Annotated in this window: 24 protein-coding genes; 9 read left to right on the top strand and 15 right to left on the bottom strand. The window is 65.4% G+C overall.

Translation table 11 applies throughout. The features are described 5' to 3' along the window. Window positions 1-183: 183 nt before the first annotated feature. From purF to ACVIW0_RS21390, 11 genes are all read right to left on the bottom strand, one after another. On the bottom strand, window positions 184-1,734 hold the full coding sequence (gene purF / locus ACVIW0_RS21440) for an amidophosphoribosyltransferase (protein WP_461354128.1): 1,551 nt from the start codon (window positions 1,732-1,734) through the stop codon (window positions 184-186). A gap of 25 nt (window positions 1,735-1,759) precedes the next feature. Then, the gene (locus tag ACVIW0_RS21435; RefSeq protein ID WP_461354127.1) at window positions 1,760-2,395 is read right to left on the bottom strand and encodes a CvpA family protein; all 636 of its coding nucleotides are present in this window, start codon (window positions 2,393-2,395) and stop codon (window positions 1,760-1,762) included. A 187-nt stretch (window positions 2,396-2,582) separates the two neighbouring features. Then, window positions 2,583-4,085, bottom strand: coding sequence for a DNA repair protein RadA (gene radA, locus ACVIW0_RS21430; RefSeq protein ID WP_461354126.1), 1,503 nt, complete (start codon window positions 4,083-4,085; stop codon window positions 2,583-2,585). 77 nt (window positions 4,086-4,162) lie between these two features. Then, window positions 4,163-4,657, bottom strand: coding sequence for a hypothetical protein (locus tag ACVIW0_RS21425; protein ID WP_461354125.1), 495 nt, complete (start codon window positions 4,655-4,657; stop codon window positions 4,163-4,165). A gap of 350 nt (window positions 4,658-5,007) precedes the next feature. Then, a complete protein-coding gene (locus ACVIW0_RS21420) occupies window positions 5,008-5,295 on the bottom strand; it encodes a hypothetical protein (protein WP_461354124.1) in 288 nt (95 codons plus the stop codon). Between the two features lie 376 nt (window positions 5,296-5,671). Further along, complete coding sequence (locus tag ACVIW0_RS21415; RefSeq protein WP_461354123.1) at window positions 5,672-6,397, bottom strand: sulfite exporter TauE/SafE family protein; 726 nt, start codon at window positions 6,395-6,397, stop codon at window positions 5,672-5,674. Window positions 6,398-6,634: 237 nt separating this feature from the next. Next, window positions 6,635-7,405, bottom strand: coding sequence for an exodeoxyribonuclease III (locus ACVIW0_RS21410; protein ID WP_461354122.1), 771 nt, complete (start codon window positions 7,403-7,405; stop codon window positions 6,635-6,637). 31 nt (window positions 7,406-7,436) lie between these two features. Further along, window positions 7,437-8,741, bottom strand: a complete 1,305-nt coding sequence (gene alr / locus ACVIW0_RS21405) for an alanine racemase (protein WP_461354121.1) — start codon at window positions 8,739-8,741, stop codon at window positions 7,437-7,439. A gap of 48 nt (window positions 8,742-8,789) precedes the next feature. Then, entirely contained in the window at window positions 8,790-10,292 is a 1,503-nt protein-coding gene (locus tag ACVIW0_RS21400) for a replicative DNA helicase (protein WP_461354120.1), read from the bottom strand. A 292-nt stretch (window positions 10,293-10,584) separates the two neighbouring features. Further along, on the bottom strand, window positions 10,585-10,707 hold the full coding sequence (locus ACVIW0_RS21395; RefSeq protein ID WP_321176887.1) for a hypothetical protein: 123 nt from the start codon (window positions 10,705-10,707) through the stop codon (window positions 10,585-10,587). 387 nt (window positions 10,708-11,094) lie between these two features. Beyond that, a complete protein-coding gene (locus tag ACVIW0_RS21390; protein WP_461354119.1) occupies window positions 11,095-12,348 on the bottom strand; it encodes a class I SAM-dependent methyltransferase in 1,254 nt (417 codons plus the stop codon). Between the two features lie 258 nt (window positions 12,349-12,606). Here ACVIW0_RS21390 and ACVIW0_RS21385 point away from each other — a divergent pair, with 258 nt between their 5' ends. From ACVIW0_RS21385 to ACVIW0_RS21375, 3 genes are all read left to right on the top strand, one after another. Continuing rightward, window positions 12,607-13,572: a hypothetical protein gene (locus ACVIW0_RS21385; protein WP_461354118.1), complete on the top strand. Its 966-nt coding sequence runs from the start codon at window positions 12,607-12,609 to the stop codon at window positions 13,570-13,572. A 91-nt stretch (window positions 13,573-13,663) separates the two neighbouring features. Further along, complete coding sequence (locus ACVIW0_RS21380) at window positions 13,664-14,269, top strand: TetR/AcrR family transcriptional regulator (protein WP_461354117.1); 606 nt, start codon at window positions 13,664-13,666, stop codon at window positions 14,267-14,269. Then, window positions 14,266-14,727 (top strand): PaaI family thioesterase, encoded by a 462-nt coding sequence (locus ACVIW0_RS21375; RefSeq protein WP_461354116.1) that lies wholly within the window; start codon window positions 14,266-14,268, stop codon window positions 14,725-14,727. Before ACVIW0_RS21380 ends, ACVIW0_RS21375 begins: the two co-directional genes overlap by 4 nt. A gap of 49 nt (window positions 14,728-14,776) precedes the next feature. Here ACVIW0_RS21375 and rplI read toward each other — a convergent pair whose 3' ends face one another. The 4 genes from rplI to rpsF all read right to left on the bottom strand — a co-directional run bounded on the left by rplI (window position 14,777) and on the right by rpsF (window position 17,241). Beyond that, entirely contained in the window at window positions 14,777-15,376 is a 600-nt protein-coding gene (gene rplI / locus ACVIW0_RS21370; protein ID WP_461354115.1) for a 50S ribosomal protein L9, read from the bottom strand. A gap of 51 nt (window positions 15,377-15,427) precedes the next feature. Continuing rightward, window positions 15,428-16,351 (bottom strand): DUF2232 domain-containing protein, encoded by a 924-nt coding sequence (locus ACVIW0_RS21365; protein WP_461357385.1) that lies wholly within the window; start codon window positions 16,349-16,351, stop codon window positions 15,428-15,430. 176 nt (window positions 16,352-16,527) lie between these two features. Continuing rightward, the gene (gene rpsR / locus ACVIW0_RS21360; protein ID WP_016844287.1) at window positions 16,528-16,767 is read right to left on the bottom strand and encodes a 30S ribosomal protein S18; all 240 of its coding nucleotides are present in this window, start codon (window positions 16,765-16,767) and stop codon (window positions 16,528-16,530) included. A 6-nt stretch (window positions 16,768-16,773) separates the two neighbouring features. Next, window positions 16,774-17,241 carry a 30S ribosomal protein S6 gene (gene rpsF / locus ACVIW0_RS21355; protein ID WP_279706200.1) on the bottom strand — a complete coding sequence of 156 codons (468 nt, stop codon included), beginning with the start codon at window positions 17,239-17,241 and terminating at the stop codon, window positions 16,774-16,776. 363 nt (window positions 17,242-17,604) lie between these two features. On the opposite strand from rpsF, the gene ACVIW0_RS21350 reads away from it, so the two are divergent. From ACVIW0_RS21350 to fabF, 6 genes are all read left to right on the top strand, one after another. Continuing rightward, window positions 17,605-18,309 carry a TetR/AcrR family transcriptional regulator C-terminal domain-containing protein gene (locus tag ACVIW0_RS21350; RefSeq protein WP_461354114.1) on the top strand — a complete coding sequence of 235 codons (705 nt, stop codon included), beginning with the start codon at window positions 17,605-17,607 and terminating at the stop codon, window positions 18,307-18,309. After that, window positions 18,306-19,331 carry a fatty acid desaturase family protein gene (locus tag ACVIW0_RS21345; protein WP_461354113.1) on the top strand — a complete coding sequence of 342 codons (1,026 nt, stop codon included), beginning with the start codon at window positions 18,306-18,308 and terminating at the stop codon, window positions 19,329-19,331. Before ACVIW0_RS21350 ends, ACVIW0_RS21345 begins: the two co-directional genes overlap by 4 nt. 224 nt (window positions 19,332-19,555) lie before the next feature. Then, window positions 19,556-20,509: an ACP S-malonyltransferase gene (gene fabD / locus ACVIW0_RS21340; protein WP_461354112.1), complete on the top strand. Its 954-nt coding sequence runs from the start codon at window positions 19,556-19,558 to the stop codon at window positions 20,507-20,509. A 20-nt stretch (window positions 20,510-20,529) separates the two neighbouring features. Beyond that, complete coding sequence (gene fabG / locus ACVIW0_RS21335) at window positions 20,530-21,267, top strand: 3-oxoacyl-[acyl-carrier-protein] reductase (protein WP_018271293.1); 738 nt, start codon at window positions 20,530-20,532, stop codon at window positions 21,265-21,267. Between the two features lie 288 nt (window positions 21,268-21,555). Next, entirely contained in the window at window positions 21,556-21,795 is a 240-nt protein-coding gene (locus ACVIW0_RS21330; RefSeq protein WP_002716125.1) for an acyl carrier protein, read from the top strand. A 96-nt stretch (window positions 21,796-21,891) separates the two neighbouring features. Next, window positions 21,892-23,157, top strand: coding sequence for a beta-ketoacyl-ACP synthase II (gene fabF, locus ACVIW0_RS21325; RefSeq protein ID WP_461354111.1), 1,266 nt, complete (start codon window positions 21,892-21,894; stop codon window positions 23,155-23,157). The last annotated feature ends 46 nt before the right edge of the window (window positions 23,158-23,203 follow it).

Genomic DNA, 23,203 nt, shown 5'->3' with positions numbered 1-23,203 from the left:
TCTTTGCCGGGGGTATTACAGACTGAAATGGCCGGGACAAGCCCGGCCGTGGCCAAAACACATGGTCATTCCGGGATGGTCCGAAGGACCAGACCCGGAATCTCGAAATTTGATGCAAGAACGCAAGACAACTTCGAGATCCCGGGTTCGATGCTGCGCATCGCCCCGGGATGACGCTTCGCGTCAGCTCGCCTCCGCCAGCAGCGAGAGCTGGCGCGGCGCGGCCTCGGTTTCGCTCTGGTCGGTGAGGTGGGTCGGATATGCGCCGGTGAAGCAATGGTCGGCGAATTTCGGATTGGCCGGATCGCGGCCCTCATAGCCCATCGCGCGGTACATGCCGTCGATCGACAGGAAGGCGAGCGAGTCGGCGCCGATGATGTCGCGCATCTCCTCGAGCGAATGGGTCGCCGCCAGCAGACCGCCGCGGTCCGGGAGGTCGATGCCGTAATAGTCGGGATAGAGGATCGGCGGCGAGGCGAGGCGGAAATGCACCTCGCGGGCGCCGGCATCGCGCATCATGCGCACGATCTTCTTCGAGGTGGTGCCGCGCACGAGCGAGTCGTCGATCAGGATGATGCGCTTGCCCTCGATCGCGGCGCGGTTGGCCGAATGCTTCATGCGCACGCCGAGCTCGCGCACGGTCTGGGTCGGCTGGATGAAGGTGCGGCCGACATAGTGGTTGCGGATGATGCCGAGCTCGAACGGCACGCCGGAATACTGGCTGTAGCCGACCGCGGCGGGCACGCCGGAATCCGGCACCGGCACCACGACGTCGACCTCGGGATGGCTCTCGCGCGCGAGCTGGGCGCCGAACGCCTTGCGCACGTCGTAGACCGAGCGGCCGCCGACGATGGAGTCGGGCCTGGCGAAATAGATGTATTCGAAGATGCAGGGCCGCGCCGGCTTCGGCGGGAACGGCTTGTGGCTGTGCGCGCCGTGCTCGTCGAACACGATGATCTCGCCGGGCTCGATGTCGCGGACATATTTGGCGCCGATCATGTCGAGCGCGCAGGTCTCCGAGGTCAGGATCGGGCGGCCGTCGAGGTCGCCGAGCACCAGCGGGCGGATGCCGAGCGGGTCGCGCGCGCCGACCAGCTTCTTGTTGGTCAGCGCGACCAGCGCATAGGCGCCCTCGATGGTGCGTAGCGCCTCGATGAAACGGTCGATGAAGCGGGTGCGCTTCGACTGCGCGACCAGATGCAGGATCACCTCGGTATCGGTGGTCGACTGCATCATGGCGCCGCCCTTGACCAGCTCGCGGCGCAGGGTCAGGCCGTTGGTCAGGTTGCCGTTATGGCCGACCGCGAAGCCGCCGGCGCTGAGCTCGGCGAACAGCGGTTGCACGTTGCGCAGGATGGTGCCGCCGGTCGTGGAATAGCGGACATGGCCGACCGCGGCGTTGCCGGGCAGCCGATCGATCACCTCGCGGCGGGAGAAGGCGTCGCCGACCAGGCCGAGGCGGCGTTCACTGTGGAAGCGGCCGCCGTCGAAGGAGACGATGCCGGCGGCCTCCTGGCCGCGGTGCTGGAGCGCATGCAGGCCGAGCGCGGTGATGGCGGCGGCCTCGGGATGGCCGAAGACGCCGAACACGCCGCATTCCTCGCGGAGCGTGTCGCCATCGAGATCGGGGTGGTATCTGAGAGGGTCGTTTTTGGGGTCGTCTTGCAGTTCGATCGGGCCGAGGTCGAGATCCATTTGGTCGCTATGATCCGAAGGGGTCTGCATCTCGTTCATCGCCTCTCGTAAGGGCCCAAATAGTTTATCGGCCCGCGGGTTTCTCGATCAGCTTTTTCAAGCTGTCACGCGCAGGTTTGCTATAGCCATCACCCGACGTCGGCGTCGCCTGATCATTGGTATCGGCCGCAGAATCGTCGTCTGGCTTATTCTTCTTGAACTTCTTTAAGATGGTGTTCTCGGGGTCATCAGGCAAGAGCGTCATGAGCCAATCCCCGGTTCCCTGCAGCACCACCCGGGACTTCGCGCCGGTCACCCAGTCGGGCCGCTGCTTGTCCGGAACCAGCCAGGTGAAGAACATGAACGCCACGACCACGATCAGCAGGCCGCGGGCGAGCCCGAACAGGAAGCCGAGGGTGCGGTCGAGCGCGCCGATCCGGGAATCCAGGATCATGTCGGAAATCCGCACCGTGATCACGGAAACCACGATCAGCGTGCCGATGAAGGTGCCGGCGACCACGACGATGGCCGCGACCGTGTCGTTGTTGAAGTAAGTTTTGGCGGTCGGCAGCAGCTTCGAGAAAGCATACAGCGTGACCAGCGCGGCGGCGCCCCAGGCCGCGATCGACAGGATCTCGCGCATGAAGCCGCGCACCATGGCAAGCAGGCCCGAGATCAGCATCACGCCGAGCAGGACGAGATCGAGTAGTGTTACGGGCATCGGCTGGTCAGGTCCGCTGGTACGTTTCGGTACGCTGTTAAGGGCTTACGCTGTGAGAGCTCTCGCGAATCGGCAAAGACGGTGCCGTCCTAACTGAGGCGCATCGGGGCATTCCGGCAAGGCCGCAACACCACCTGTCCCGCGCGGCGGATGTATAGCGGCGAGGGGCTGAGACGTCACGCCCGCTTTAGGTGGTCTCGCGACGGAATCGGGCCGGTGTGGCATTTTTCCCAGCCTTATCAGCGTCTCCGGAGCCACCCGGGTCGCCTCTTGGCGTACCTTCGTCGTCCCGGGGCGCAGCCCGGCCGCCGCGGGGCGTTCCGCGCGCGGCAATTTCGGCGACCAGCGTGGTCAGATTGCCGACGCTGTTGAGCGAGAGCCCCATATCGCCACCCGGTTCGCCGCGGGCCGATTCGGGCAGGATGGCGCGGCCGAAGCCGAGCTTGAGGGCTTCCTTCAGCCGGGCCGGGGTCTGCGCCACAGGGCGGATCGCGCCCGACAGCGAAATCTCGCCGAAATAGACCGCATCCGTCGGCAGCGGCGCATTCACCAGCGAGGACACCAGCGCGGCGGCCGCAGCGAGGTCGGCGGCCGGCTCCTGGATGCGCAGGCCGCCGGCGACGTTAAGATAGACGTCATGTCCGGACAATTTGACGCCGCAATGCGCTTCCAGCACCGCCAGCACCATCGACAGCCGGCTCGGGTCCCAGCCGACCACGGCTCGGCGCGGCGTGCCGAGCGAGGTCGGCGCCACCAGCGCCTGCAACTCGACCAGCACCGGGCGGGTGCCCTCGATGCCGGCGAACACAGCCGTGCCGGGGCTGCCGAGTTCGCGTTCCGAGAGGAACAGTTCGGACGGGTTGGTGACCTCGCGCAGGCCGAGCCCGGTCATCTCGAACACGCCGATCTCGTCGGTCGCGCCGAAGCGGTTCTTCACCGAGCGCAGGATGCGGAACTGCTGCGAGCCTTCACCCTCGAACGACAGCACCGCATCGACCATGTGCTCGACCACGCGCGGGCCGGCGATCTGGCCGTCTTTTGTCACGTGGCCGACCAGGATGATCGCAGCGCCAGTCTTCTTGGCGAAGCGAATGAGGGCCTGCGCCGAGGCACGGACTTGGGTCACGGTGCCGGGCGCGGATTCCACCGTGTCGGTCCACATGGTCTGGATGGAATCGATCACGATCAGCCGCGGCACCGCGCCTTCCGACAGCGTCGAGACGATATCCTCGACCGAGGTTTCCGAGGCGAGTTGCACCGGCGCGTCGGCGAGCCCGAGCCGCTCGGCGCGCAGCCGCACCTGGGCGACCGCCTCTTCGCCGGAAATATAGACCGCGCGGTGGCCGGCGCGCGCCATCATGGAGGTGGCCTGGGTCAGCAGCGTGGATTTGCCGATGCCGGGATCGCCGCCGACCAGGAGCACCGAGCCGCGCACGAAGCCGCCGCCGGTGACGCGGTCGAGCTCAGCCATGCCCGATGAGAGCCGCGGCGCGTCCTGGGTCTTGCCGGACAGTGATTCCAGCGCGAACGTCCGCCCCTTGCGCTTGGAGCGGATCGAGACCGGCACCGAGCCCGTGGTGTCCTCCTCGGCCAGCGTGTTCCATGCGCCGCAGGAGTCGCACTTGCCCTGCCAGCGATTATACGCCGCGCCGCAGTTCTGGCAGACAAAGGAGAGGGTCGATTTGGCCATGGAGCAGGTGAGTCGCGCTATCGCACGTGATGCATAACACGGTTCGGCCGCCGCGCACGATCCATTGACGCCGCCGATCAGCGGGAAAACACCCGTGTTCCGGCCGGCCATCGCGGCTTGTCGCCGACCGGGCTTGCGCCGATCTCCCAGCCGACGCCACCCCACAGCACGTCGACGGCGCCAAGCTCGCCCGCGCTATCGCGGACATAGAAGACATTCGGCTTGGCGTTGACCTCGAGCGGACCGCCGCTGCCGTTGGGCTGCCGCATCAACGCGCACCAGACATCGGCCAGCCGGCTCTCGTGGCTCTGGCCCAGTCTGACCAGGATCTCCCTGTCGCTTGAGACCGCGATCAGGACGAAGGTCTGCAACGATGCGCCGCCGATATCGTCCTCGACCTTGTTCGCGAAGCGCTGCGCGAAGGTCGCGCCGAGCCAGGAGATCTTCACCGCGGCGCTCGACGCGATGTCCTCCTTGAAATGTTCCCGTGCGACGAATTTTTCGACGTGGGGGATTGCCGAGGTCGACGGCGGATCGGACGGTTCTACAGCTTTCGGTTGCAGAGGGCACACGACGCGGTCAGCAGCGACAGCGGAACTCGGTGGGCCCTGTTTCGAATCGTCGGCGGCGACACTCAAAGCTCGTGTTGCGAGAAGCAAGGCCAACAAGAGCGTGAGGCTTAACTGGCGCATCTTGTTGTCGTCCCTGAATCCGCTGCGTTCGCGGAGACAAGGTAAACCGCATCTTGCAGATGTAAATCAAAGATCGGGTTTCTGGTTAAGGATAAAAAGTAAGTTCAACTACAGCGCGAATTTGAATCAAATGCGCTTCGGCGCGAGGGGAACTGCAAAAGGAAAAAGGAAAACAGTCGTTCGCATGCTCGGCGCTTGCGAGTCGCTTGTTGCGCGCGCGGCCACGGCGGCTAGACGCGGATGTCTCGCACCGACAACAGCAGCGGCGAATGCTCGCGCGGCGCCAGGCTCGCCGGCAGCGCCCGGCAGCATCTGGCCTGGGCGCGCAGCGGATCGCTCCAGCTCCAGCGAACGCGCCAGGACGGATTGTTGGCGTAGGCCGGAATGCGCCAGACCCAAATCGTCTCGTAGACGCTGTCTCCGAAGTGTTCGACATCGGGCTTTGCTGTCGGCCAGACGGCCGAGCCAACGAGCGCGACGATCAACATCATCGTGGAGGCGATAATCACTTTGCGCATCACGCGCCTGCCTTTCCTGCCAGTCGTGGGCGTTTGATGACCCGCGACTCCCATTGCGCCGACTCGCGACAGGTCGATGCTTTGGCTCCGAGGCGACATCGGTAATAACGGCCGCTGAGATGCGGCGCGGCGGCATCGCATCGTGTCGTCTGGGTTATCGGGTCTTGCACCCGGAGTTCCGATCGACTTCACGATGCTTGCTTGTACAAAGTCCTTTTTCAGTAACGTTCGAACGGAAGCAATACAGTGTCTTTAGTCATCCGATCGGATACGGGCAATCCGGAGAACAACGGAAGGTCGGTGCTCAACAAAACTCTTTCGGGGTACACGCCGCGGGCTGCGCAAAACCCCGTAGACTTACGACATGCCTGTGAGCCTACGACGCCATTGCCGACCACAGCAGCGCCGTGCCCGCCGCCAGCATGATGCCGTCCATGATCAGGCGAAACGCCTCCGGCTTCATGTGCAGCACGAAGCGTTTGGCGATGAAGGCGCCCGCCATCAGCGAGGCGCCGGCGATCAGCCCTTTCAGCGCGATGTCCGGTGTCAGCGCGCCGAAGCGTTCGAAGGTCACCGACTTGCTGAGATAGAGCCCGAGCGAGCTCGCCGCTTCGGTGGCGAGGAACGCGCCCTTGTTGAGACCGTAGAACAGGAACAGCGGCACGCTGAGCGGGCCGGTCGAGGCGACGATGCCGGTGAGGTAGCCGATCAGCGCGCCGCCGACCATCAGATGCCAGAGATCGGCTTTGAGCTTGTGCTGCGCCAGCCAGTGCCGCACCGGCACCATCGCGATCAGGAACACGCCGATCGCGATATCGACCACGCGCGAGGGCAGCACGAGCAGCGTGCGCGCGCCGAGCGCGGCGGCCGGAATGCCCGTGATCGAATAGGCGGCGCAAGCGCGCCAGTCGACGTCGCGCCACCAGGCCAGGATGCGCGACAGATTGGCCATCACGGCGGCGACCGCCATGATCGGCACCGCCTGTTTCGGGCCGTATTGATAGACCAAAACCGGCATCAGCATGATCGACGAGCCGGTGCCGACGATGCCGGAAATGGTGCCGGCGACGAGGCCGACGATCAGGACGAAGACGAAGCCCACCTGTCCGCTCCGAGAGGAGATTTGCCCATGCCACCGATTGGCCCGGCGGCGCAAGGGTCGCGGATAGCGCCACATATTCGGCGTCGTCCCTGCGAAAGCAGGAACCCATAACCACAGGCAGTCATTGTTGAGCGACGCCCGAACGACGAGTCTCTTCAACAACAGCCGCCGCGGAGCATGGGTCCCTGCTTTCGCAATGCTTTCGCAGGGACGACGGCGGTGGTGGGGCTGACACCATCACTTCAACACCACCCACGCCGGTGCGTGATCGCTGGCACCTTCCTCGCCGCGAATGTCGCGGTCGACGCCGGCTTTCGCGAGCCGCGCGGCGATCTCGGGGCTGAGCAAGAGATGATCGAGCCGGAGGCCGGCATCGCGCGGCCAGCGCTGGCGCTTGTAGTCCCAGAAGGTGAACATCGGCTGGTCCGGATGCAGCGTGCGGATCGCATCGCACCAGCCCTGATCGACCAGCGCCTTGAATGCGGCGCGGCTCTTCGGCTGGATCAGGGCATCCTTGTCCCACGAGCGGGTCGGATAGATGTCGAGTGGCGTCGGTGCGACATTGTAGTCGCCGGCGAGCACCACCGGCACCTCCTGCTTCAGCAGCTTGGCGGCGTGGGCGCGCAGCCGCTTGAACCAGGCGAGCTTGTACTCGAATTTCGGTCCGGGCTGCGGATTGCCGTTCGGCAGGTAGAGGCTGGTGACGACGACGCCGCGCACCGCGGCCTCGATGTAGCGCGCCTCGTGGTCGTCGCGATCGCCGGGCAGGGCGGTGCGGATCAGCACCGGATCGGCGCTGCGCGCCAGGATGGCGACGCCGTTCCAGGTCTTTTGTCCCTGCCACACCGCGCGGTAGCCGGCCTTCGCGAGCGCGGCCGCCGGAAACTCGGCGTCGCTGGCCTTCAACTCCTGCAAGCTGACGACGTCCGGTTTGGCCGCCTTCAGCCAGCGCAGCAAATTGGGCAGCCGGCGGTTGACGTTGTTGATGTTGAAGGTCGCGATCTTCATGCGGTCGAACGATCGCGCCGATTCAATGCCGTCAGGCGGATGGCAATGGCGGCGGTGCAGCAGGCGCTGCCGTCGGCAAAACTGGCGGCGCCGCTTGCGTGGCGGCCGGTTCGCTCGCCTCGGAGACCGCGTCAACTTTCTCTGCGGCCGCGCCGCTTGTCGCGGCAACCGCATCGCCGCCCTTGTAGATGCGCACGAAGCGGCGGCCGAGGCTGGTCAGCACCTCGTAGCCGATGGTGCCGAAATGATGCGCGACCTCGTCGACGGTGATGCCTTCGCCGATCAAGGTCACCATGTGGCCGCGGCGCACCGCGTTCTTGTCGAGGTCGGTGACATCGACCGCGATCAGGTCCATCGAGATGCGGCCGGCGATCGGGCAGCGCTTGCCGGCGACCATGACCTCGGCGCCGCGGGTGCCGTCATTGGCGCTGGCGGCGCGGAAATAGCCGTCGGCATAGCCGGCGGCGATGATCGCAAGCCGGGTCGGCCGGCGCGCGGTCCAGGTGCCGCCATAGCCGACGGTCTCGCCGCGATCGATGTTGCGGATCTGCACGATGCGCGCCTTGAGGTCGACCACCGGCTGCATCGGGTTGTCGGCCTCCGGCGTCGGATTGACGCCGTAGAGCGCGCAGCCCGGCCGTACCATGTCGAACTGGAATTGGGCGCCGAGGAACACGCCGGAGGAGTTCGCCAGCGAGGCCGGCACGCCGGTGAACAGGCTTGCGATCTCGCGGAAGCTCGAAAGCTGCCTGGCGTTGACCGGACTGTTGAGCATCTCGGCGGAGACGAGGTGGCTCATGACCAGCGTGATGCCGTGATCGCCGGCATTGATCCGCGGGATGATGCCCTGCGCCTCGCTGACCGTGAGCCCGAGCCGGTTCATGCCGGTGTCGATATGAATGGCGGCGCCGCCGGACCAGCCGGAGCGGCGGCAGAACACATCCCATTCGGCGAGTTCGTTGAGATCGCCGATCACGGGCTTGCAGTCGATCCTTGCGTAGGCATCGCCGGTCTGCTGGAAGAAGCCGCCGAGCGAATACACGGTCGCCTGCGGAACGGCCGCGCGCACCACGGCGGCCTCCTCCACATTGGCGACGAAGAAGGTCTTGCAGCCCGCTTTGGCGAGCGCCCGCGACACCTGCTCGGCGCCGCAGCCATAGGCGTTGGCCTTGACCACGGCGGCGCATTCGGCGGGGACCGCGGTCTTCTCGAGCTTGCGCCAGTTGGCGATGATGGCGTCGAGGTCGATGGTCAGGATGCCGGTGGCGGCCGGGTGGGCCGCCAGCAGATTGGCTTCGGGTGTCAGCTGCGATTTCGCGTCGGTCACGATGTTCATGGCGCAGTTGTACGCGGCGGGCTTCCGCCGTTCAACCGCGCAGCGGAATCAATGGGCGTGATCCGGAACCTGACCGTCGGCCGCGAGATCGCCGAACCGGGTGACGCTGGCCTCGAAGTGCAGTTCGACGGTGCCGGTCGGGCCGTGGCGCTGCTTGCCGATGATGACTTCGGCCTTGCCGTGGGCGAGGCCCATTTCCATCTGCCACTTCTCGTGCTCGGGGGTGCCGGGGCGCGGCTCCTTGTTCGCAAGGTAGTATTCCTCGCGATAGACGAACATCACGACGTCCGCGTCCTGCTCGATCGACCCGGATTCACGCAGGTCGGACAGTTGCGGCCGCTTGTCGTCGCGGTTTTCGACCTGACGCGACAGCTGCGACAGTGCGATCACCGGAACGTTCAGTTCCTTGGCCAGCGCCTTCAGACTGGTGGTGATCTCGGTGATTTCCTGCACGCGGTTGTCGGTACCCTTCTTGCCGGAGCCCTGCAGCAGCTGGATGTAGTCGATCACGATCAGGTCGAGACCCTTCTGACGCTTGAGCCGCCGCGCCCGCGCGGTGAGCTGCGAGATCGAGAGGCCGCCGGTTTCGTCGACATAGAACGGCAGCGACTGCAACTCGATCGAACAGTCGCGGATCTTCTCGAAATCGAGCTCGGAGATGCCGCCGCGGCGGATGTGGCTCGACGGAATTCCGGTGCGTTCGGCGAGAATACGGGTAGCGAGCTGCTCACCGCTCATTTCGCAGGAGAAGAAGCCGACCGAGCCGCCATTGGCGGCCTTGACGGTGCCGTCGGCCTGGACCTCGGGCACATAGGCCTTCGCGATGTTGTAGGCGATGTTGGTGGCGAGCGAGGTCTTGCCCATGCCGGGACGGCCGGCGAGCACGATGAGGTCGGAGGGTTGCAAGCCGCCCATGCGGGCGTCGAGATCGCGCAAGCCAGTCGAGATGCCCGACAGCTTGCCGTCGCGCTGGAATGCCTTTGCCGCCATATCGACGGCGACCGTGAGCGCATCGGCAAAGCGCTGGAAGCCGCCGTCATAGCGGCCGGTCTCGGCGAGCGCGTAAAGCTGCCGCTCGGCGTCCTCGATCTGCGCACGCGGAGCGAAATCGACCGGCGCGTCGTAGGCGACGTTGACGATCTCCTCGCCGATCTGGATCAGGTTGCGGCGCAGACTGAGGTCGTAAACCGTGCGCCCGTAATCCTGCGCGTTGATGATGGTGGTCGCTTCGGCCGCAAGGCGGGCGAGATATTGGCTGACCGTCATGCCGCCGAGGTCGAGCTCGGCGGGCAGGAAGGTTTTCAGGGTGACGGGCGTTGCAACCTTGCCCATCCGGATCAAACTACCGGCTGTCTCGTAGATCTGCTGATGGATGACTTCGAAGAAGTGCTTTGCCTCGAGAAAGTCGGATACGCGATAGAACGCGTCATTGTTGACCAGGATGGCGCCCAGCAGACCTTGTTCCGCTTCGATGTTGTGCGGCGCATTGCGATAGGTCGGCGATGCGGCGTCGGGCGCGAGCTTGTGGACGTTCGAATCAATCAAGGCCATGGACGAGCTTATTCTTCTGATTGCGTCGTTGCTGCGATTTTCGGCTGTGGGGCGGCGATCAAGCGCCAGCCCGGCACGAAGCGAAAGGACGGATGTTTCTTATGCACGATTCACACAACGCGGTGTGTGAATCCGCGACAGCCGGATGCATTCCGCTTGACGGGGGTTGGCCCGGGATTCGGCGGGCGGCGGCCGATCAGCAATGTCGTTGGGAAAAGACGGACCCAGCCTGAACCTTTTTGGGGGCGAGCCGACCTATCCAAAGGCGAGGAGGCTGCTGGCCCCGGTTCCTTCAGATCAGGATAAGGAAAGCCAGCGCGATCAAGGCGGCCACCACGCCGGTGGCGATCAGGGCGTAGTCGGTCGCGATATCGCGCTGCGGGTCCAACATCGTCTGGTGCGTTTCTCGGGTCATTCCGGACCACTACGACAGCCCGGAACAGACCTCTGTGAAGCAGATCACACCTGCTGCACTTTCTTTGCAGCGGGATCGCGGGAACGATCCGGCGGATTCCGGGTTGTAGTCGCTCAGGGAAGATACGGCGGCGATGGCTCAAGAGTTTCAGACAGCGCGATCGGGGCTTGGATCGGGGTTTGGCCGCACAGGCGGTGTGGACCGCCGCTGGCTGGCCGCGCTTGTCGACGCCATGGAGCAAGCGGCGCGTCCTGAGGTCCGGAATGCTCCCTGTGACGCAGGGCTGATCTCGGCCGCCGCGGCCCATCTGGCACGTCCGGCCCCGACCTTCGTCCATTGCGGGTCGGCCTACAGCCTCCGCAACTAACAGCACCTATCCTATCGAGCTTACTCGCCGGCGAGTTGCAGCCGGGGCTTGGCGGCGTCGGCTTCCTTCAGCCGCAGCCGGGCTTCCTCGCGCCCGATATAGTCGCGGGTCATCGGGACGATGCCCTGGCGTTTGGTGAGCTGGAGCTGGAAGTTCATCATGTTCTGCACCCGGAACGACATCTCCGAGGCGGCGAGGTAGAACTCCCACATCCGGGCGAAGGCCTCGTCGTAAAGCCGCACGGCCTCCTCGCGCCGCGCCATGAAGCGCTCGCGCCACGCTTTCAGCGTCTCGGCATAGTGCAGCCGCAGGATCTCCATGTCGCAGATCAGCAAGCCGGCCTTCTCGATCGCCGGCATCACCTCGGACAGGGCCGGGATGTAACCGCCGGGGAAGATGTATTTGCGGATCCAGGGGCTGGTGACATCCGGGCCGGTCGAGCGGCCGATCGAATGCAGCAGCATCACGCCGTCGTCGCTCAGGAGCTCGGCGCAGCGCTTGAAGAAGGTCTCGTAATAGGCGACCCCGACATGTTCGAACATGCCAACCGAGACGATGCGGTCGAAGGGGCCGGGGATGTCGCGGTAGTCCTGCATCAGGAAGCGCGCCGATTGCGACAGGTTCCGCTCCGCCGCCCGGGCGTTGGAAATCTGCAACTGCTCGGTCGACAGCGTGACGCCGGTGACATCCGCGCCGGTCATCTCGGCAAGATAGAGCCCGAGCCCGCCCCAGCCGGAACCGATATCGAGTAGGCGATGGCCGGGCTTGATCAGCAGTTTTGCCGCAAGGTGGCGCTTCTTGGCGAGCTGGGCGTCGTCCAGCGTGGCGTCCGGCGTCTCGAAATAGGCGCAGCTATATTGCTTGTCGGCGTCGAGGAAGAGGGAATAGAGGCGGCCGTCGAGGTCGTAATGGCGGGCGACATTGCTTCTGGAGCGGCCGCGCACGTTGATCTGCTGGGCGCGCCGCCCGAGGAAGCGCAGCCAGGCCTGTAGCCTGGCGAAGTTCGGCAGCATGGCCGCCTGACCCATCAGGACGGCCAGCACATCGGCGATGGTCCCTTGTTCCACCACGAACGTGCCGTCCATAAAGGCTTCGCCGAGGTAAAGTTCGGGATCGACCAGCACGCGGAACTGGGCAGCCCTGGTCATGAAGCGTACGGCCACCGGAACGCCGGTGCCATCACCGCATGTGAATCGGGCGCCGCTCGCGGTCGTGAACGTGATCGAACCGCGGCGGATAAAGCGCCCCAAGAAGTATCGCAACAATCGGTCCATCGAGACACCAACGGAGCGGCCAGCTGCACATCGACACAACCGGAGCCGATCACTCCAATGTGTCCCCAAATTAAACATAAGCAGCGAATTGGATCACGCTATTGCGTTGTGCTCAAAGCCGATATTCCAAAATGTGACAATTGCGTGGATGCGTCACGCGTGCGCTTCCATTCGCGCGATAATCGTCTAAAAGGTGACCGCCGCGGCCGATCCATCAGGCGCCGACGGCGAATTTTCCGGAATCTGGAGACTTAAGGAATGTTGAGCCGAGCCCTCAGTCTGGCGACGGTGACGCTTCTGATTGGCCTGTCGGCCGGGTCAGCGCGCGCACAAAACCTCGAGGCCGGCAAAAGCCCCTCCCAGATTTTCGCTAACACCTGCACGGCCTGCCACAAGAGCCCGCGCGGCCTGCTGAAGACCGTGCCGGCCGGTTCGCTGCCGGGCTTCCTGCGTCAGCACTACACCACATCGAGCGACATGGCCGGCGTGTTGTCGTCCTACCTGATTTCGAACGGTGCCAACGATCCGCGCTACCAGGCCAAGGACCAGCCCAAGGGGGCCAAGGGAGCCAAGGGCAGGGAAGCCAGGCAGGAGGCAAACCAGCCTCCGGAGCAGGCCTCCGAGCGTTCGTCGCGCCGGCAGCATCAGGGCACGGCGCAGGAAGGTGCCAAGGAAGCTGCGCAGGAAGGTGCAAAGGATGGAGCAAAGCCCGATGCGGACGGGTTGAATCCTGACGGACGTCCCGGTCACCACCGGGGCAAGCGCATGGCCCGCCCGACCGAGCCGCCCGAGGGCGCCAAGCCGGAGGATGGCCAGACGCCGCAGGCCGCAAGCGAGGGCAGGCCGTCGCGCCAGAAGCATGGCCGTCGCGGCAGGCCTGCTGAGGAGCCACGGTCGGACGAGGCGCCGAAGGGCGAGGCCGCGGGCGACGAGCCCAAGGCCCAGACGGCCGTGAAGCATGAAGACAAGGGCGAGGCCGAGAAGCCGGCGAAACCTGCCAGCCAGCCCGACTCGGCCAAGCTCGATGCGCCGAAGAGCAGCAGCGAGCCTGCAGCCGTGCGCTCCGACCCGGTTCCGCAGGTCACGCCGGCGCCTTCCGCGTCCGAGCCCGCCGCTGCGTCTCCTGCTCCCGCCGCGCCGCCGGTGACCGCGACCGCGCCGCCGCCCCCGCCGCCCCCGACGACGCCAGGCTCCGGTCCGCCGGAGGCGCCAAGCTCGAAGTAATTACCGACGCCGGACCCGTAGAGGGCCGGCGTTTTCATTTGACCGCCACTAGAGCAAAGCTCTAGAGTATTGATCTAACCGAGGGGACGAGGTGGGTACGGCACGCGAAGATCTGCTGGCGGCGGGATTGGCGGTGTTCGACCGCGACGGCTTCGAGGGCGCAACCGTGGCCGAGATCCGCTCCCGCGCCCGCGCCTCCAACGGCAGCTTCTTCCACTTCTTCACCTCGAAGAAGCAGCTCGCCGGAACCCTGTTCCTGGAGATCCTGCAAACCTATCACGCCGCGATCATCGCCTCCGTCAACGATACGCACGGCGCCAGCGACGGCGTCGCGCGGCTGATCCACGCCCATCTCGATTGGGTCGTGACGTTCCGGCGCGAGGCGCGCTTCCTGTTCGAGATTTCGCGCAGCGAGTGGGGCGAGGAGGTGCGCGGCGCGCAGCGCAGCGAGAATTCGCGGCTCATCGAGGCCATCGAACGCTGGCGCGCGCCGCTGCTCGCGCGCGGCGAGTTGCTGCCGATGACTCCGACGCTGTTCTTCAGCCAGATCATCGGGCCGGCGCAGATCTTCTGCCGCGCCTATCTGTCGGGCCGCCATCAGAACGATCCGCGCGAACAGGTCGAGACGCTGATCGCCTGTGCGATCCGCGCGGTGGTGGCGCCGGGTGCACCAGAGCGAGCTGTAGGGACGTCATGAGCGAGATCGATCCGGACTTTGCGCCGATCGCGACGCGAATTCGCGACAATGTCGGCCGTCAGGGTTTTATGGGTTTGGTCGGCGCCGAGGTGGCCGAACTGTCGCGCGGGGCGTGCACGCTCGCGGTCGACCGTCGGCCGGAGCTGTTGCAGCAGCACGGCCTGTTCCATGGCGGGGTGACGGCGTTTCTGGTCGACAACGCCACCACGATCGCGGCGGCGACGTCGCGCGGCCAGCCGGCGCTAACCGCGGAGTACAAATTGAACCTGCTATCGCCGGCGTCGGGCGATCGCTTGATCTGCCGGGCGCGCGTGATCAAGCCCGGACGCCAGGTCGCGGTCGTCGCAGCCGACGTGTTCTGCATCATCGACGGCAAGGAGAAGCACACCGCGACCGCGCTCGCATCGATCGCCATGCTCGACGACCAGGCGGCGGCACGAATCCAAAGCCCGGCCTGATGAGGGCCGGGCTTTGTCGTGCTTGGTCGGTTGGATGATGCAGAGAAGCTTACTTCTCTTCGGCAGCCGGAGCCGGTGCGGCTTCGTCGTGCTGGGCTTCCGGATCGAAGAACTCGCCGGCGGCGGCAAGGGCCTCGGCGGCGGCATCCTGATCTTCCTGGCGGGTCGAGATGTCCTCGCCGCGCTTGATGCGCTCGGCCTCGTCGGCGGAGCGGGCGACCGTCACGGTGACGCTGGTCTCGACTTCGGGGTGGACCGCGATCGTCACCTTCTGCTGGCCGATCACCTTGATCGGCGAGTCGAGCCAGACCTGCGGACGGGACACCGTCACGCCATCGGTCGCCAGCGCGGCGACGATGTCGCGCACGGTGACCGAGCCGAACAGCTGGCCGGATTCGGAGGCCTGGCGGATGATGACGATGTCGCGGCCGTCGATCTTCTCGGCGACCTTGGCGGCTTCGCCCTTGGCCTTGATGTTGTTGGCCTCGAGCTCGGCCTTCATGCCGTCATACTTGGCGCGGTTCGCCTCGGTGGCGCGCAGCGCCTTGCCGCGCTTCAGCAGGAAATTGCGGGCGAACCCGTCCTTGACGCGCACGACTTCGCCCATCTGGCCAAGCTTGGCGACGCGTTCGAGCAGAATGACTTCCATTTTCGTTCTCCTTTGAGATGCTAAGTATTGTTTGAGTGGTTGGATCGAATCTCACTCGGCCGGCAAGGGCGGCGGTCTGGTTTGCAGAAAGCGCTGGCGCAATCCGAGCACGGCGTCGGCGATGCCGAGCGCGGCCATTACGAGGACCGGTATGCCTGACAGGACTAGACTGAGCGCGACCGTGACGACGTAGGCGCAGGTCAGCCTGAACGTGCGATTGCTGGCCGACAAGGTCAGAACGTGCACGACGGCAAAGCCGACGACAGCGTAGGCAAACAGCAACGCACCTACGACGGTGCCTGCGAGCATCGCGAACCAGCCGCCGAAAAAGCAGAAAGCGATGGCGACCGCCAGGATTGCAAGCGTGATCGGCGGCAGCATGACGCTTCGCACATCGGGCCATGGGCGATGCAGGCGCCCGGATGTCAGCGCGACTTTGGCAGCAAGCCAGAGGTTGAGTACCCACATCAACGCTGCGTTCGCCGAGAATACCAGCGGGCTGAGATAGCCAAACAACCTGGCGCGCGATGCGATTTGCTCGGGCGTCCAATCGACTTCAGCCTGACGCGCGATCTCGCTGAGCAACTGCCGCATCGGCTCGGCAATCGTTTCGACGTCGACGCTGTAGATCCACAGGATGGCCACCGCCGTGAGAGTAGCTATGATCGCGATCCAAAGCAGGATACGGCCAACCGGATACCATTCCAGGTCAGCAGCGTTACCCGGCGTCGCCGCAGCGACTGGCCGTCCGAGCAGGGCAAGATAGCCGAGCCACCACGCCGGCAACGCGCCCGTGAGCGCGAAGCGGAAGCCGTGGAACATGCCGGGAAGCGCGGTCAATGCGATGGTTGCGACGATGCCGCTCACGGCACCGGCCAGCGGCCCCCAGCCAAGCGCCGCCACGATCAGCGGCAACGGCGCAAAATAGGCCAGCAACAGCGAGACCAGCACGCCCGAACTGGTCGAGGCGAACATCAACGCCGACGCGGCGCCGGCGGCGAGTGCAACGGTGAATATCCCGATCATCAGCTGTCCCGCCCCCTTTGAGCGGTTAGGGGTTCTGCTCGAGAACCCCAACCATCGGCGACCGGACGACCCGGAAGCCTTATGAGAATGAGCGGCCGGCGACGAATGCCGCCGGCCGGAAACTATTAGCGGATCACGTAAGGCAGCAGGCCGAGGAAGCGCGCGCGCTTGATGGCGCGGGCGAGTTCACGCTGCTTCTTGGCGGACACGGCCGTGATGCGGCTCGGCACGATCTTGCCGCGCTCGGAGACGTAACGCATCAGCAGCTTGGAATCCTTGTAGTCGATCTTCGGCGCATTCGCGCCCGTGAACGGGCAGGACTTGCGGCGACGGAAAAACGGACGGCGGGCACCAGCATCAGCCATGATTCATTACTCCTCGGTCGCAGCTTCTTCGTCGCGCGGACGGCGCGGACCGCGGTCGCCACGGAAGCCGCCACCTTCGCGGTCACCACGGAAACCGCCTTCGCGGTCGCCACGGAAGCCGCCGCCACGGTCGTCGCGCTCGCGATCACGGTCGGCCTTGCGCATCATCGCGGACGGGCCTTCCTCGTGCTCTTCGACGCGCACGGTGAGGTAACGGATGACGTCTTCGTTGATCCGCTCCTGGCGCTCGATCTCGGTGACGACAGCCGACGGTGCGTCGATGTTCATCAGCACGAAATGCGCCTTGCGGTTCTTGTTCATGCGATAGGTAAGCGAGCGCACGCCCCAGCTCTCGGTCTTGGTGACCTTGCCGCCGCCCTGTTCGACAATGCCCGTCATCTGGGCCGTCAGTTCATCCACCTGCTGGGTGCTCGCATCCTGACGCGCGAGAAAAACATGCTCGTAAAGAGGCATGGTTGTCCTTTCCTGTGTTGGCGCGGGTTTCCGGCGACAAGCCCTTCGAGACCTTCGGAAAGGACTCGAGCTGCTCAGAAGGCGGGAGCACGGGACGACGGGCCGACTGGCCCTGCCACATCAAAATCAGCGGGTGAGGAAATCAACGCGCGAGTTTGCTGAGACCGTCCGTTCAGCTCCCGGCCGGAGCCCACGAATGGCGCGCTTATACGGATTTTGGCCGCGAAAGCAAGCGTGCGCAGCCGGTCTCGGCCGCCGGATTGCAGGACGGCGTAGCCCTCTGGGCCGCCTGGCGCAACTTTGGGCTATTTCCTGTTGATTTCTTTGTTTGTATGTCATACAAATAACTTGGGAGGATGATCGATGGGTTCGGAGACCGCCAGCGGCATGCCTGCGTCCGATCCGAAGCACGCCGTCCGCGCGACACGGTCCGCGGGGCGCAAGATGCGGTCGCTGCTGCTCGATGCCGCCAGCCGCCTGTTCAAGGAGCGCGGGCTCTCGGGCACCTCGATTTCCGACATCGCCGCGGCCGCCGACGCCTTCCCGAGCCAGATCACCTATTACTTCCGCACCAAGGAGGCGCTGTTCGTCGAAGCCGCCAGCCGCGACATGCTCTACCTTGCGCGTGCGACCGAGCAGGCGGCCCTGACGGCGCACACGCCGCGGGAGTACACCCACGCTTTGGCCGAGACCGTGACCGCGACCGACACGGTCGCCTTCTTTGCCGAGGCCCTGACGCTGACGCGGCGCCGGCAGGATCTCGCACCGCTGGTCGAGCGCACCATCGAGCGTCTGCACAGCGAGGGCGCGCGGGCCTATGCGGGTCAGGTCGAGCGCCACGGCTGGCGCTCGCTGCGCGCCCCCGAAGAGAGCTCGCGGCGCTTCTGGGCGATTGCAATCGGCGTGATCGTCGAGGGTTTTGCGATGGGCCGCAGCGCCGAGGAAATGTGTCGCGATTTGCTGCGCGCACTCGGCGAACAGGCGACATCGACATCGACTGCTGACACGACGCGCCTGCGCCTGGTCGGCGATCCCAGCACTTCAACGGACGGGGAGACAAGCTCATGACCGCGCTGCGCATGCGAGCCCGCGATTTCCTGTCCGAAGACGAGCTGGTGTCCGTGCGGGAGCGCGCGACGTGGAAGGGCGTGGCCTTGATCGCGCATGCCTGGGCGCTGATCATCGGGGCGATCGCGTTGGTTGCGTGGTGGCCCAATCCGCTGACCTATCTGCTGGCGGTTGCGATCATCGGCTCGCGCCAGCTCGGCCTTGCCATCCTGATGCATGACGGCGCGCATGGTTGTCTCTCTGCCGACGAGAAGACCAATCTCACGCTGAGCCAGTGGTTCTGTGCCTATCCGATCTTCGCGGAAACCCGCGGCTATCGGCGCTATCATTTGCAGCATCATGCGCGGACGCAGCAGGAGGATGATCCGGATCTCGTGCTGTCGGCGCCGTTTCCGATCACCAGGATGAGCTACCGCCGCAAGTTCTTCCGCGACATCACCGGGCAGACCGGCTACCAGCAGCGCAAGGCGCAGCTGCTCAATGCGATCGGGCCGAAGGAGTGGCCGCTGTCGCGGCGTGCGGCGAGTTTCTGGCAGAAGCTCGGGCCGCAATGCGTCACCAACGCGCTGCTGTTCGCGGCCCTTGCCGGCGCGGGCGTGTGGTGGGCCTATCCGCTGCTATGGCTGGTGCCGCTCTTGACCTGGATGATGGTGATCACGCGGATCCGCAACATCGCCGAACATGCCGTCGTGCCCGACAGCTCCGATCCGCTGCGCAACACCCGCACCACGCGGGCCAATGCGCTCGAGCGGCTGTTCATCGCGCCGTATTACGTGAACTATCACCTCGAGCATCATCTGCTGTTCTACGTGCCTTGCTACAACCTGCCGCGCGTCCACCGCATCCTGAGCGGAAGCCGCTATGCCGAGCGGATGGAGGTGCAGCCGGGCTACGCCGCCGTGCTGCGGCTGGCGACGGCCAGGCCCGCCCATGAGGATCGCCCGGGCCAGCTGGTCAACAGCGCCCGCCGGGCGCGGGCCGGGGGCAAGGTTAACGCCGACCAGAATGCCGGCGGATTTTAGCGCCGAACCCGTCCAACATCCCCAGGGTTCCGCCCACGCGGCTTGACAGCGCGCCCCCCATCAGTGTCTTACGGCCCGGTCCGGAGCCGATTGCAAGGATTGGTTGCAAGGGAGTGGCTTGGACCCGCTGTGTGGCGCGCCTCGCGCGAGGCGGATACCGTTTTCTCCCTGCGGCAGGCGAGGCGCTTGCGCGGGGATCGCGCTCAACAAGGTAGGGATCGCCGATGACGGCAGCATTTACGTTTCCCGGGCAGGGCTCGCAGGCGGTCGGCATGGGCAAGGCCCTGGCCGACGCCTTTCCGGTCGCCAAGGCGGTGTTCGACGAGGTCGACTCCGCGCTGGGCGAGAAGCTGACCGCGATCATCTGGGATGGTCCGGGCGAGACGCTGCAACTCACCGAAAATGCCCAGCCGGCGCTGATGGCGGTCTCGATCGCCACCCTGCGCGTGCTGGAGAGCGAGGCCGGCTTCTCGGTAGGCCGCGACGCGGCCTTCGTTGCCGGACACTCGCTCGGCGAATATTCGGCGCTTGCCGCCGCCGGCAGCCTGACCGTCAGCGACACCGCGCGGCTGCTGCGCACCCGCGGGCTTGCGATGCAGAAGGCGGTGCCGGTCGGCGCCGGTGCGATGGCTGCGCTGCTCGGCCTCGACTACGAGGCGGCGGTGGCGGTCGCCAACGAGGCGGCGCAGGGCCAGGTCTGCCAGGCCGCCAACGACAATGGCGGTGGCCAGGTGGTGGTCTCCGGCGACAAGGCTGCGGTCGATCGTGCGGTCGAGATCGCTAAGACCAAAGGGGCAAAACGCGCGATGCTGCTGCCGGTGTCGGCCCCGTTCCACTGCAAGCTGATGCAGCCGGCGGCCGATGCGATGGCAGAGGCGCTGTCCGGCGTCACCATCAAGGCGCCCGCGGCGCCGCTGGTCTGCAACGTGCTGGCTTCCGCGATCACTGATCCCGACGAGATCCGCCGCCGCCTGATCGAGCAGGTCACCGGCACCGTTCGCTGGCGCGAGTCGGTTGCCTATATGGCAGGGCAGGGCGTGACGCGGTTCTTCGAGATCGGCGCCGGCAAGGTGCTGAGCGGTCTCGTCAAGCGCATCGCCGATGGTGCGGTCGGCGTTTCCGTCGGCGGCCCGAACGATATTGCTGCAGCCAAGGATGCGCTGGCAGCGTCGGCGTAAAGAGCCGGAAGGAGAATTCGATGTTTGATCTGACTGGCAAGACCGCGCTGGTGACGGGCGCAACCGGCGGCATCGGCGGCGCCATCGCGCAGGCGCTGCACGCGCAGGGCGCGACGGTGGCGATTTCGGGGACGCGGCGCGAGGTGCTGGACGGCTTCGCGGCGAAGCTCGGCGAGCGCGTGCATGTGCTGCCGTGCAATCTCTCCAGCAAGGACGATGTCGAGGCGCTGGTGCCGGCAGCGGAAGCCGCGATGGGTCAGGTCGACATCCTGATCGCGAACGCCGGCATCACCCGCGACAATCTGTTCGTGCAGTTGCGCGACGAGGATTGGGACGACGTTATCGCCGTCAACCTGACCGCGACCTTCCGCCTGGCGCGTGCCGCGACCAAACTGATGATGCGCAAGCGCTTCGGCCGCATCATCGCGATCACCTCGATCGTCGGCGTCACCGGCAATCCGGGGCAGGGCAATTACACCGCGTCGAAGGCCGGCATCATCGGCCTGATCAAGACGCTGGGCGCCGAATACGCCAAGCGCGGCGTCACCGCCAACTGCATCGCGCCGGGTTTCATCAAGACGCCGATGACCGATGCGCTGAACGACAAGCAGCGCGAGGCCATCCTGGCCAAGGTTCCTGCGGCGCGGCTTGGAACGCCCGAGGATATCGCCGCAGCGGCGGTCTATCTGGCCTCCAACGAGGCCGCCTACGTCACCGGACAGACGATTCACGTCAACGGTGGGATGGCCATGATTTGAGCTACTTACCGGTTCTCGCAATGCGGCGAAAAGCCGTTTTCGGGAGCCGGTTCAGGCGTGTAGTCAAGGCTTTGGAAGTATGGTAGCTGAACCCCCGTGGATGGGCGAAGAACGCCATTGCAGGATTTTGAAACCCTGTATATTGGCGTGGCGACGCCTGCCGTTCGCCGGGGCTTTAGTCGGCTACGACCGGGCCGAATCAAGACTATGCGCGACTGAGTAATCGAGACGACCACGATGGCTCGTATCGTCTTGGGGTCGGGTCCAATGGAACAACGAGGTTGAACGATGAGTGAGATTGGCGAGCGGGTTAAGAAGATTGTGGTCGAGCACCTTGGTGTCGAGCCCGAGAAGGTGGTCGATAGCGCGAGCTTCATCGATGACCTCGGCGCCGACAGCCTCGACACCGTCGAGCTCGTGATGGCTTTCGAAGAAGAATTCGGTTGCGAGATTCCGGACGACGCGGCGGAGACGATTCTGACCGTCGGCGACGCGACCAAGTTTCTTGAGAAGAACGCGAAGAGCTGACGCCGATCGCGAAGTTGACGGGGCCGGACGGATCGCGGTCGAGCGGTCCCCCGGCTTCTTACTATTTGCCGCGCATTGCCGGCCGGAGAGGTGGAAATGAGACGAGTTGTCGTCACGGGGCTGGGCATGCTTACACCGCTCGGCTGCGGCGTTGACGCAACTTGGGCGCGTATCCTCGCCGGAGACAGCGGCGGCAAGAAAATCGATACCTTCGAAGTGTCGGACCTGCCGAGCCAGGTCGCCTGCTACATTCCGCGCGGCGACGGCTCCAATGGCACCTTCAATCCCGACCAGTGGATGGAGCCGAAGGACCAGCGCAAGGTCGACGATTTCATCCTCTATGCGATGTGCGCGGCCAAGCAGGCACTTGATGATGCCAACTGGCATCCGACCTCCGATGAGGACCAGTTCGCCACCGGCACGATGATCGGCTCCGGCATCGGCGGCCTCACCGGCATTGCCGAAACCGCGGTGCTCCTGAAGGAGCGTGGACCGCGCAGGGTTTCTCCCTTCTTCATCCCGGGCCGCCTGATCAATCTGGCGTCAGGCTATGTCTCGATCGAGCACGGCCTGAAGGGTCCCAATCATGCGGTCGTCACGGCGTGCTCGACCGGCGCGCATGCGGTCGGCGACGCGGCGCGGCTGATCGCGCTGGGCGACGCCGAGGTGATGGTCGCGGGCGGTGCCGAATCGCCGATCTCGCGCATCGGCATTGCCGGCTTCTGCGCGGCGCGGGCGCTGTCGACCGGCTTCAACGACAACCCGACCAAGGCATCGCGGCCCTACGACAAGGATCGCGACGGCTTCGTGATGGGCGAGGGCGCCGGCGTCCTGGTGCTCGAGGAATACGAGCACGCCAAGCGGCGCGGCGCCAAGATCTATGCCGAGGTCACCGGCTACGGCCTGTCGGGCGATGCCTTTCACATCACCTCGCCGCCGCCGGACGGCAATGGCGGCTTCCGCAGCATGAGCATGGCGTTGAAGCGCGCCGGCCTTGCGGCATCCGATCTCGATTACATCAATGCGCACGGCACCTCGACGCAGGTCGGCGACGAGATCGAGCTCGGCGCGGTCGAGCGTCTGCTCGGCAATGCGGCTTCGAAAGTTTCGATGTCGTCGACCAAGTCCGCGACCGGACATCTGCTCGGCGCGGCCGGCGCGATCGAGGCGATCTTCGCGATCCTGGCGATTCGCGATAATGTGGTGCCGCCGACCATCAATCTCGACAATCCGTCGGTGCAAACCGCGATTGATCTGGTGCCGCATACGTCGCGCAAGCGTGACGTCAATGTGGCGCTGTCCAATTCCTTCGGTTTCGGCGGCACCAACGCCTCCGTGATCGTGCAGCGCGTGACCAATTAGTAGGTGTTGAGAGCGTTTTCGAGCGAAGTGGGTACCGGTTCGCGTG

The organism is Bradyrhizobium sp. USDA 4454, assembly GCF_054822705.1.
This window is presented reverse-complemented; position numbering and strand designations above follow the sequence as displayed.

What these genes read in the sequence shown, in the direction of transcription:
- purF (WP_461354128.1), bottom strand. Translation starts at nt 1,734, where the DNA reads ATGAACGAGATGCAGACCCCTTCGGATCATAGCGACCAAATGGATCTC.
- ACVIW0_RS21435 (WP_461354127.1), bottom strand. Translation starts at nt 2,395, where the DNA reads ATGCCCGTAACACTACTCGATCTCGTCCTGCTCGGCGTGATGCTGATC.
- radA (WP_461354126.1), bottom strand. Translation starts at nt 4,085, where the DNA reads ATGGCCAAATCGACCCTCTCCTTTGTCTGCCAGAACTGCGGCGCGGCG.
- ACVIW0_RS21420 (WP_461354124.1), bottom strand. Translation starts at nt 5,295, where the DNA reads ATGCGCAAAGTGATTATCGCCTCCACGATGATGTTGATCGTCGCGCTC.
- ACVIW0_RS21410 (WP_461354122.1), bottom strand. Translation starts at nt 7,405, where the DNA reads ATGAAGATCGCGACCTTCAACATCAACAACGTCAACCGCCGGCTGCCC.
- alr (WP_461354121.1), bottom strand. Translation starts at nt 8,741, where the DNA reads ATGAACATCGTGACCGACGCGAAATCGCAGCTGACACCCGAAGCCAAT.
- ACVIW0_RS21400 (WP_461354120.1), bottom strand. Translation starts at nt 10,292, where the DNA reads ATGGCCTTGATTGATTCGAACGTCCACAAGCTCGCGCCCGACGCCGCA.
- ACVIW0_RS21395 (WP_321176887.1), bottom strand. Translation starts at nt 10,707, where the DNA reads ATGACCCGAGAAACGCACCAGACGATGTTGGACCCGCAGCGCGATATC.
- ACVIW0_RS21390 (WP_461354119.1), bottom strand. Translation starts at nt 12,348, where the DNA reads ATGGACCGATTGTTGCGATACTTCTTGGGGCGCTTTATCCGCCGCGGT.
- ACVIW0_RS21385 (WP_461354118.1), top strand. Translation starts at nt 12,607, where the DNA reads ATGTTGAGCCGAGCCCTCAGTCTGGCGACGGTGACGCTTCTGATTGGC.
- ACVIW0_RS21375 (WP_461354116.1), top strand. Translation starts at nt 14,266, where the DNA reads ATGAGCGAGATCGATCCGGACTTTGCGCCGATCGCGACGCGAATTCGC.
- rplI (WP_461354115.1), bottom strand. Translation starts at nt 15,376, where the DNA reads ATGGAAGTCATTCTGCTCGAACGCGTCGCCAAGCTTGGCCAGATGGGC.
- ACVIW0_RS21365 (WP_461357385.1), bottom strand. Translation starts at nt 16,351, where the DNA reads ATGTTCGCCTCGACCAGTTCGGGCGTGCTGGTCTCGCTGTTGCTGGCC.
- rpsR (WP_016844287.1), bottom strand. Translation starts at nt 16,767, where the DNA reads ATGGCTGATGCTGGTGCCCGCCGTCCGTTTTTCCGTCGCCGCAAGTCC.
- rpsF (WP_279706200.1), bottom strand. Translation starts at nt 17,241, where the DNA reads ATGCCTCTTTACGAGCATGTTTTTCTCGCGCGTCAGGATGCGAGCACC.
- ACVIW0_RS21350 (WP_461354114.1), top strand. Translation starts at nt 17,605, where the DNA reads ATGGGTTCGGAGACCGCCAGCGGCATGCCTGCGTCCGATCCGAAGCAC.
- ACVIW0_RS21345 (WP_461354113.1), top strand. Translation starts at nt 18,306, where the DNA reads ATGACCGCGCTGCGCATGCGAGCCCGCGATTTCCTGTCCGAAGACGAG.
- fabD (WP_461354112.1), top strand. Translation starts at nt 19,556, where the DNA reads ATGACGGCAGCATTTACGTTTCCCGGGCAGGGCTCGCAGGCGGTCGGC.
- fabG (WP_018271293.1), top strand. Translation starts at nt 20,530, where the DNA reads ATGTTTGATCTGACTGGCAAGACCGCGCTGGTGACGGGCGCAACCGGC.
- ACVIW0_RS21330 (WP_002716125.1), top strand. Translation starts at nt 21,556, where the DNA reads ATGAGTGAGATTGGCGAGCGGGTTAAGAAGATTGTGGTCGAGCACCTT.
- fabF (WP_461354111.1), top strand. Translation starts at nt 21,892, where the DNA reads ATGAGACGAGTTGTCGTCACGGGGCTGGGCATGCTTACACCGCTCGGC.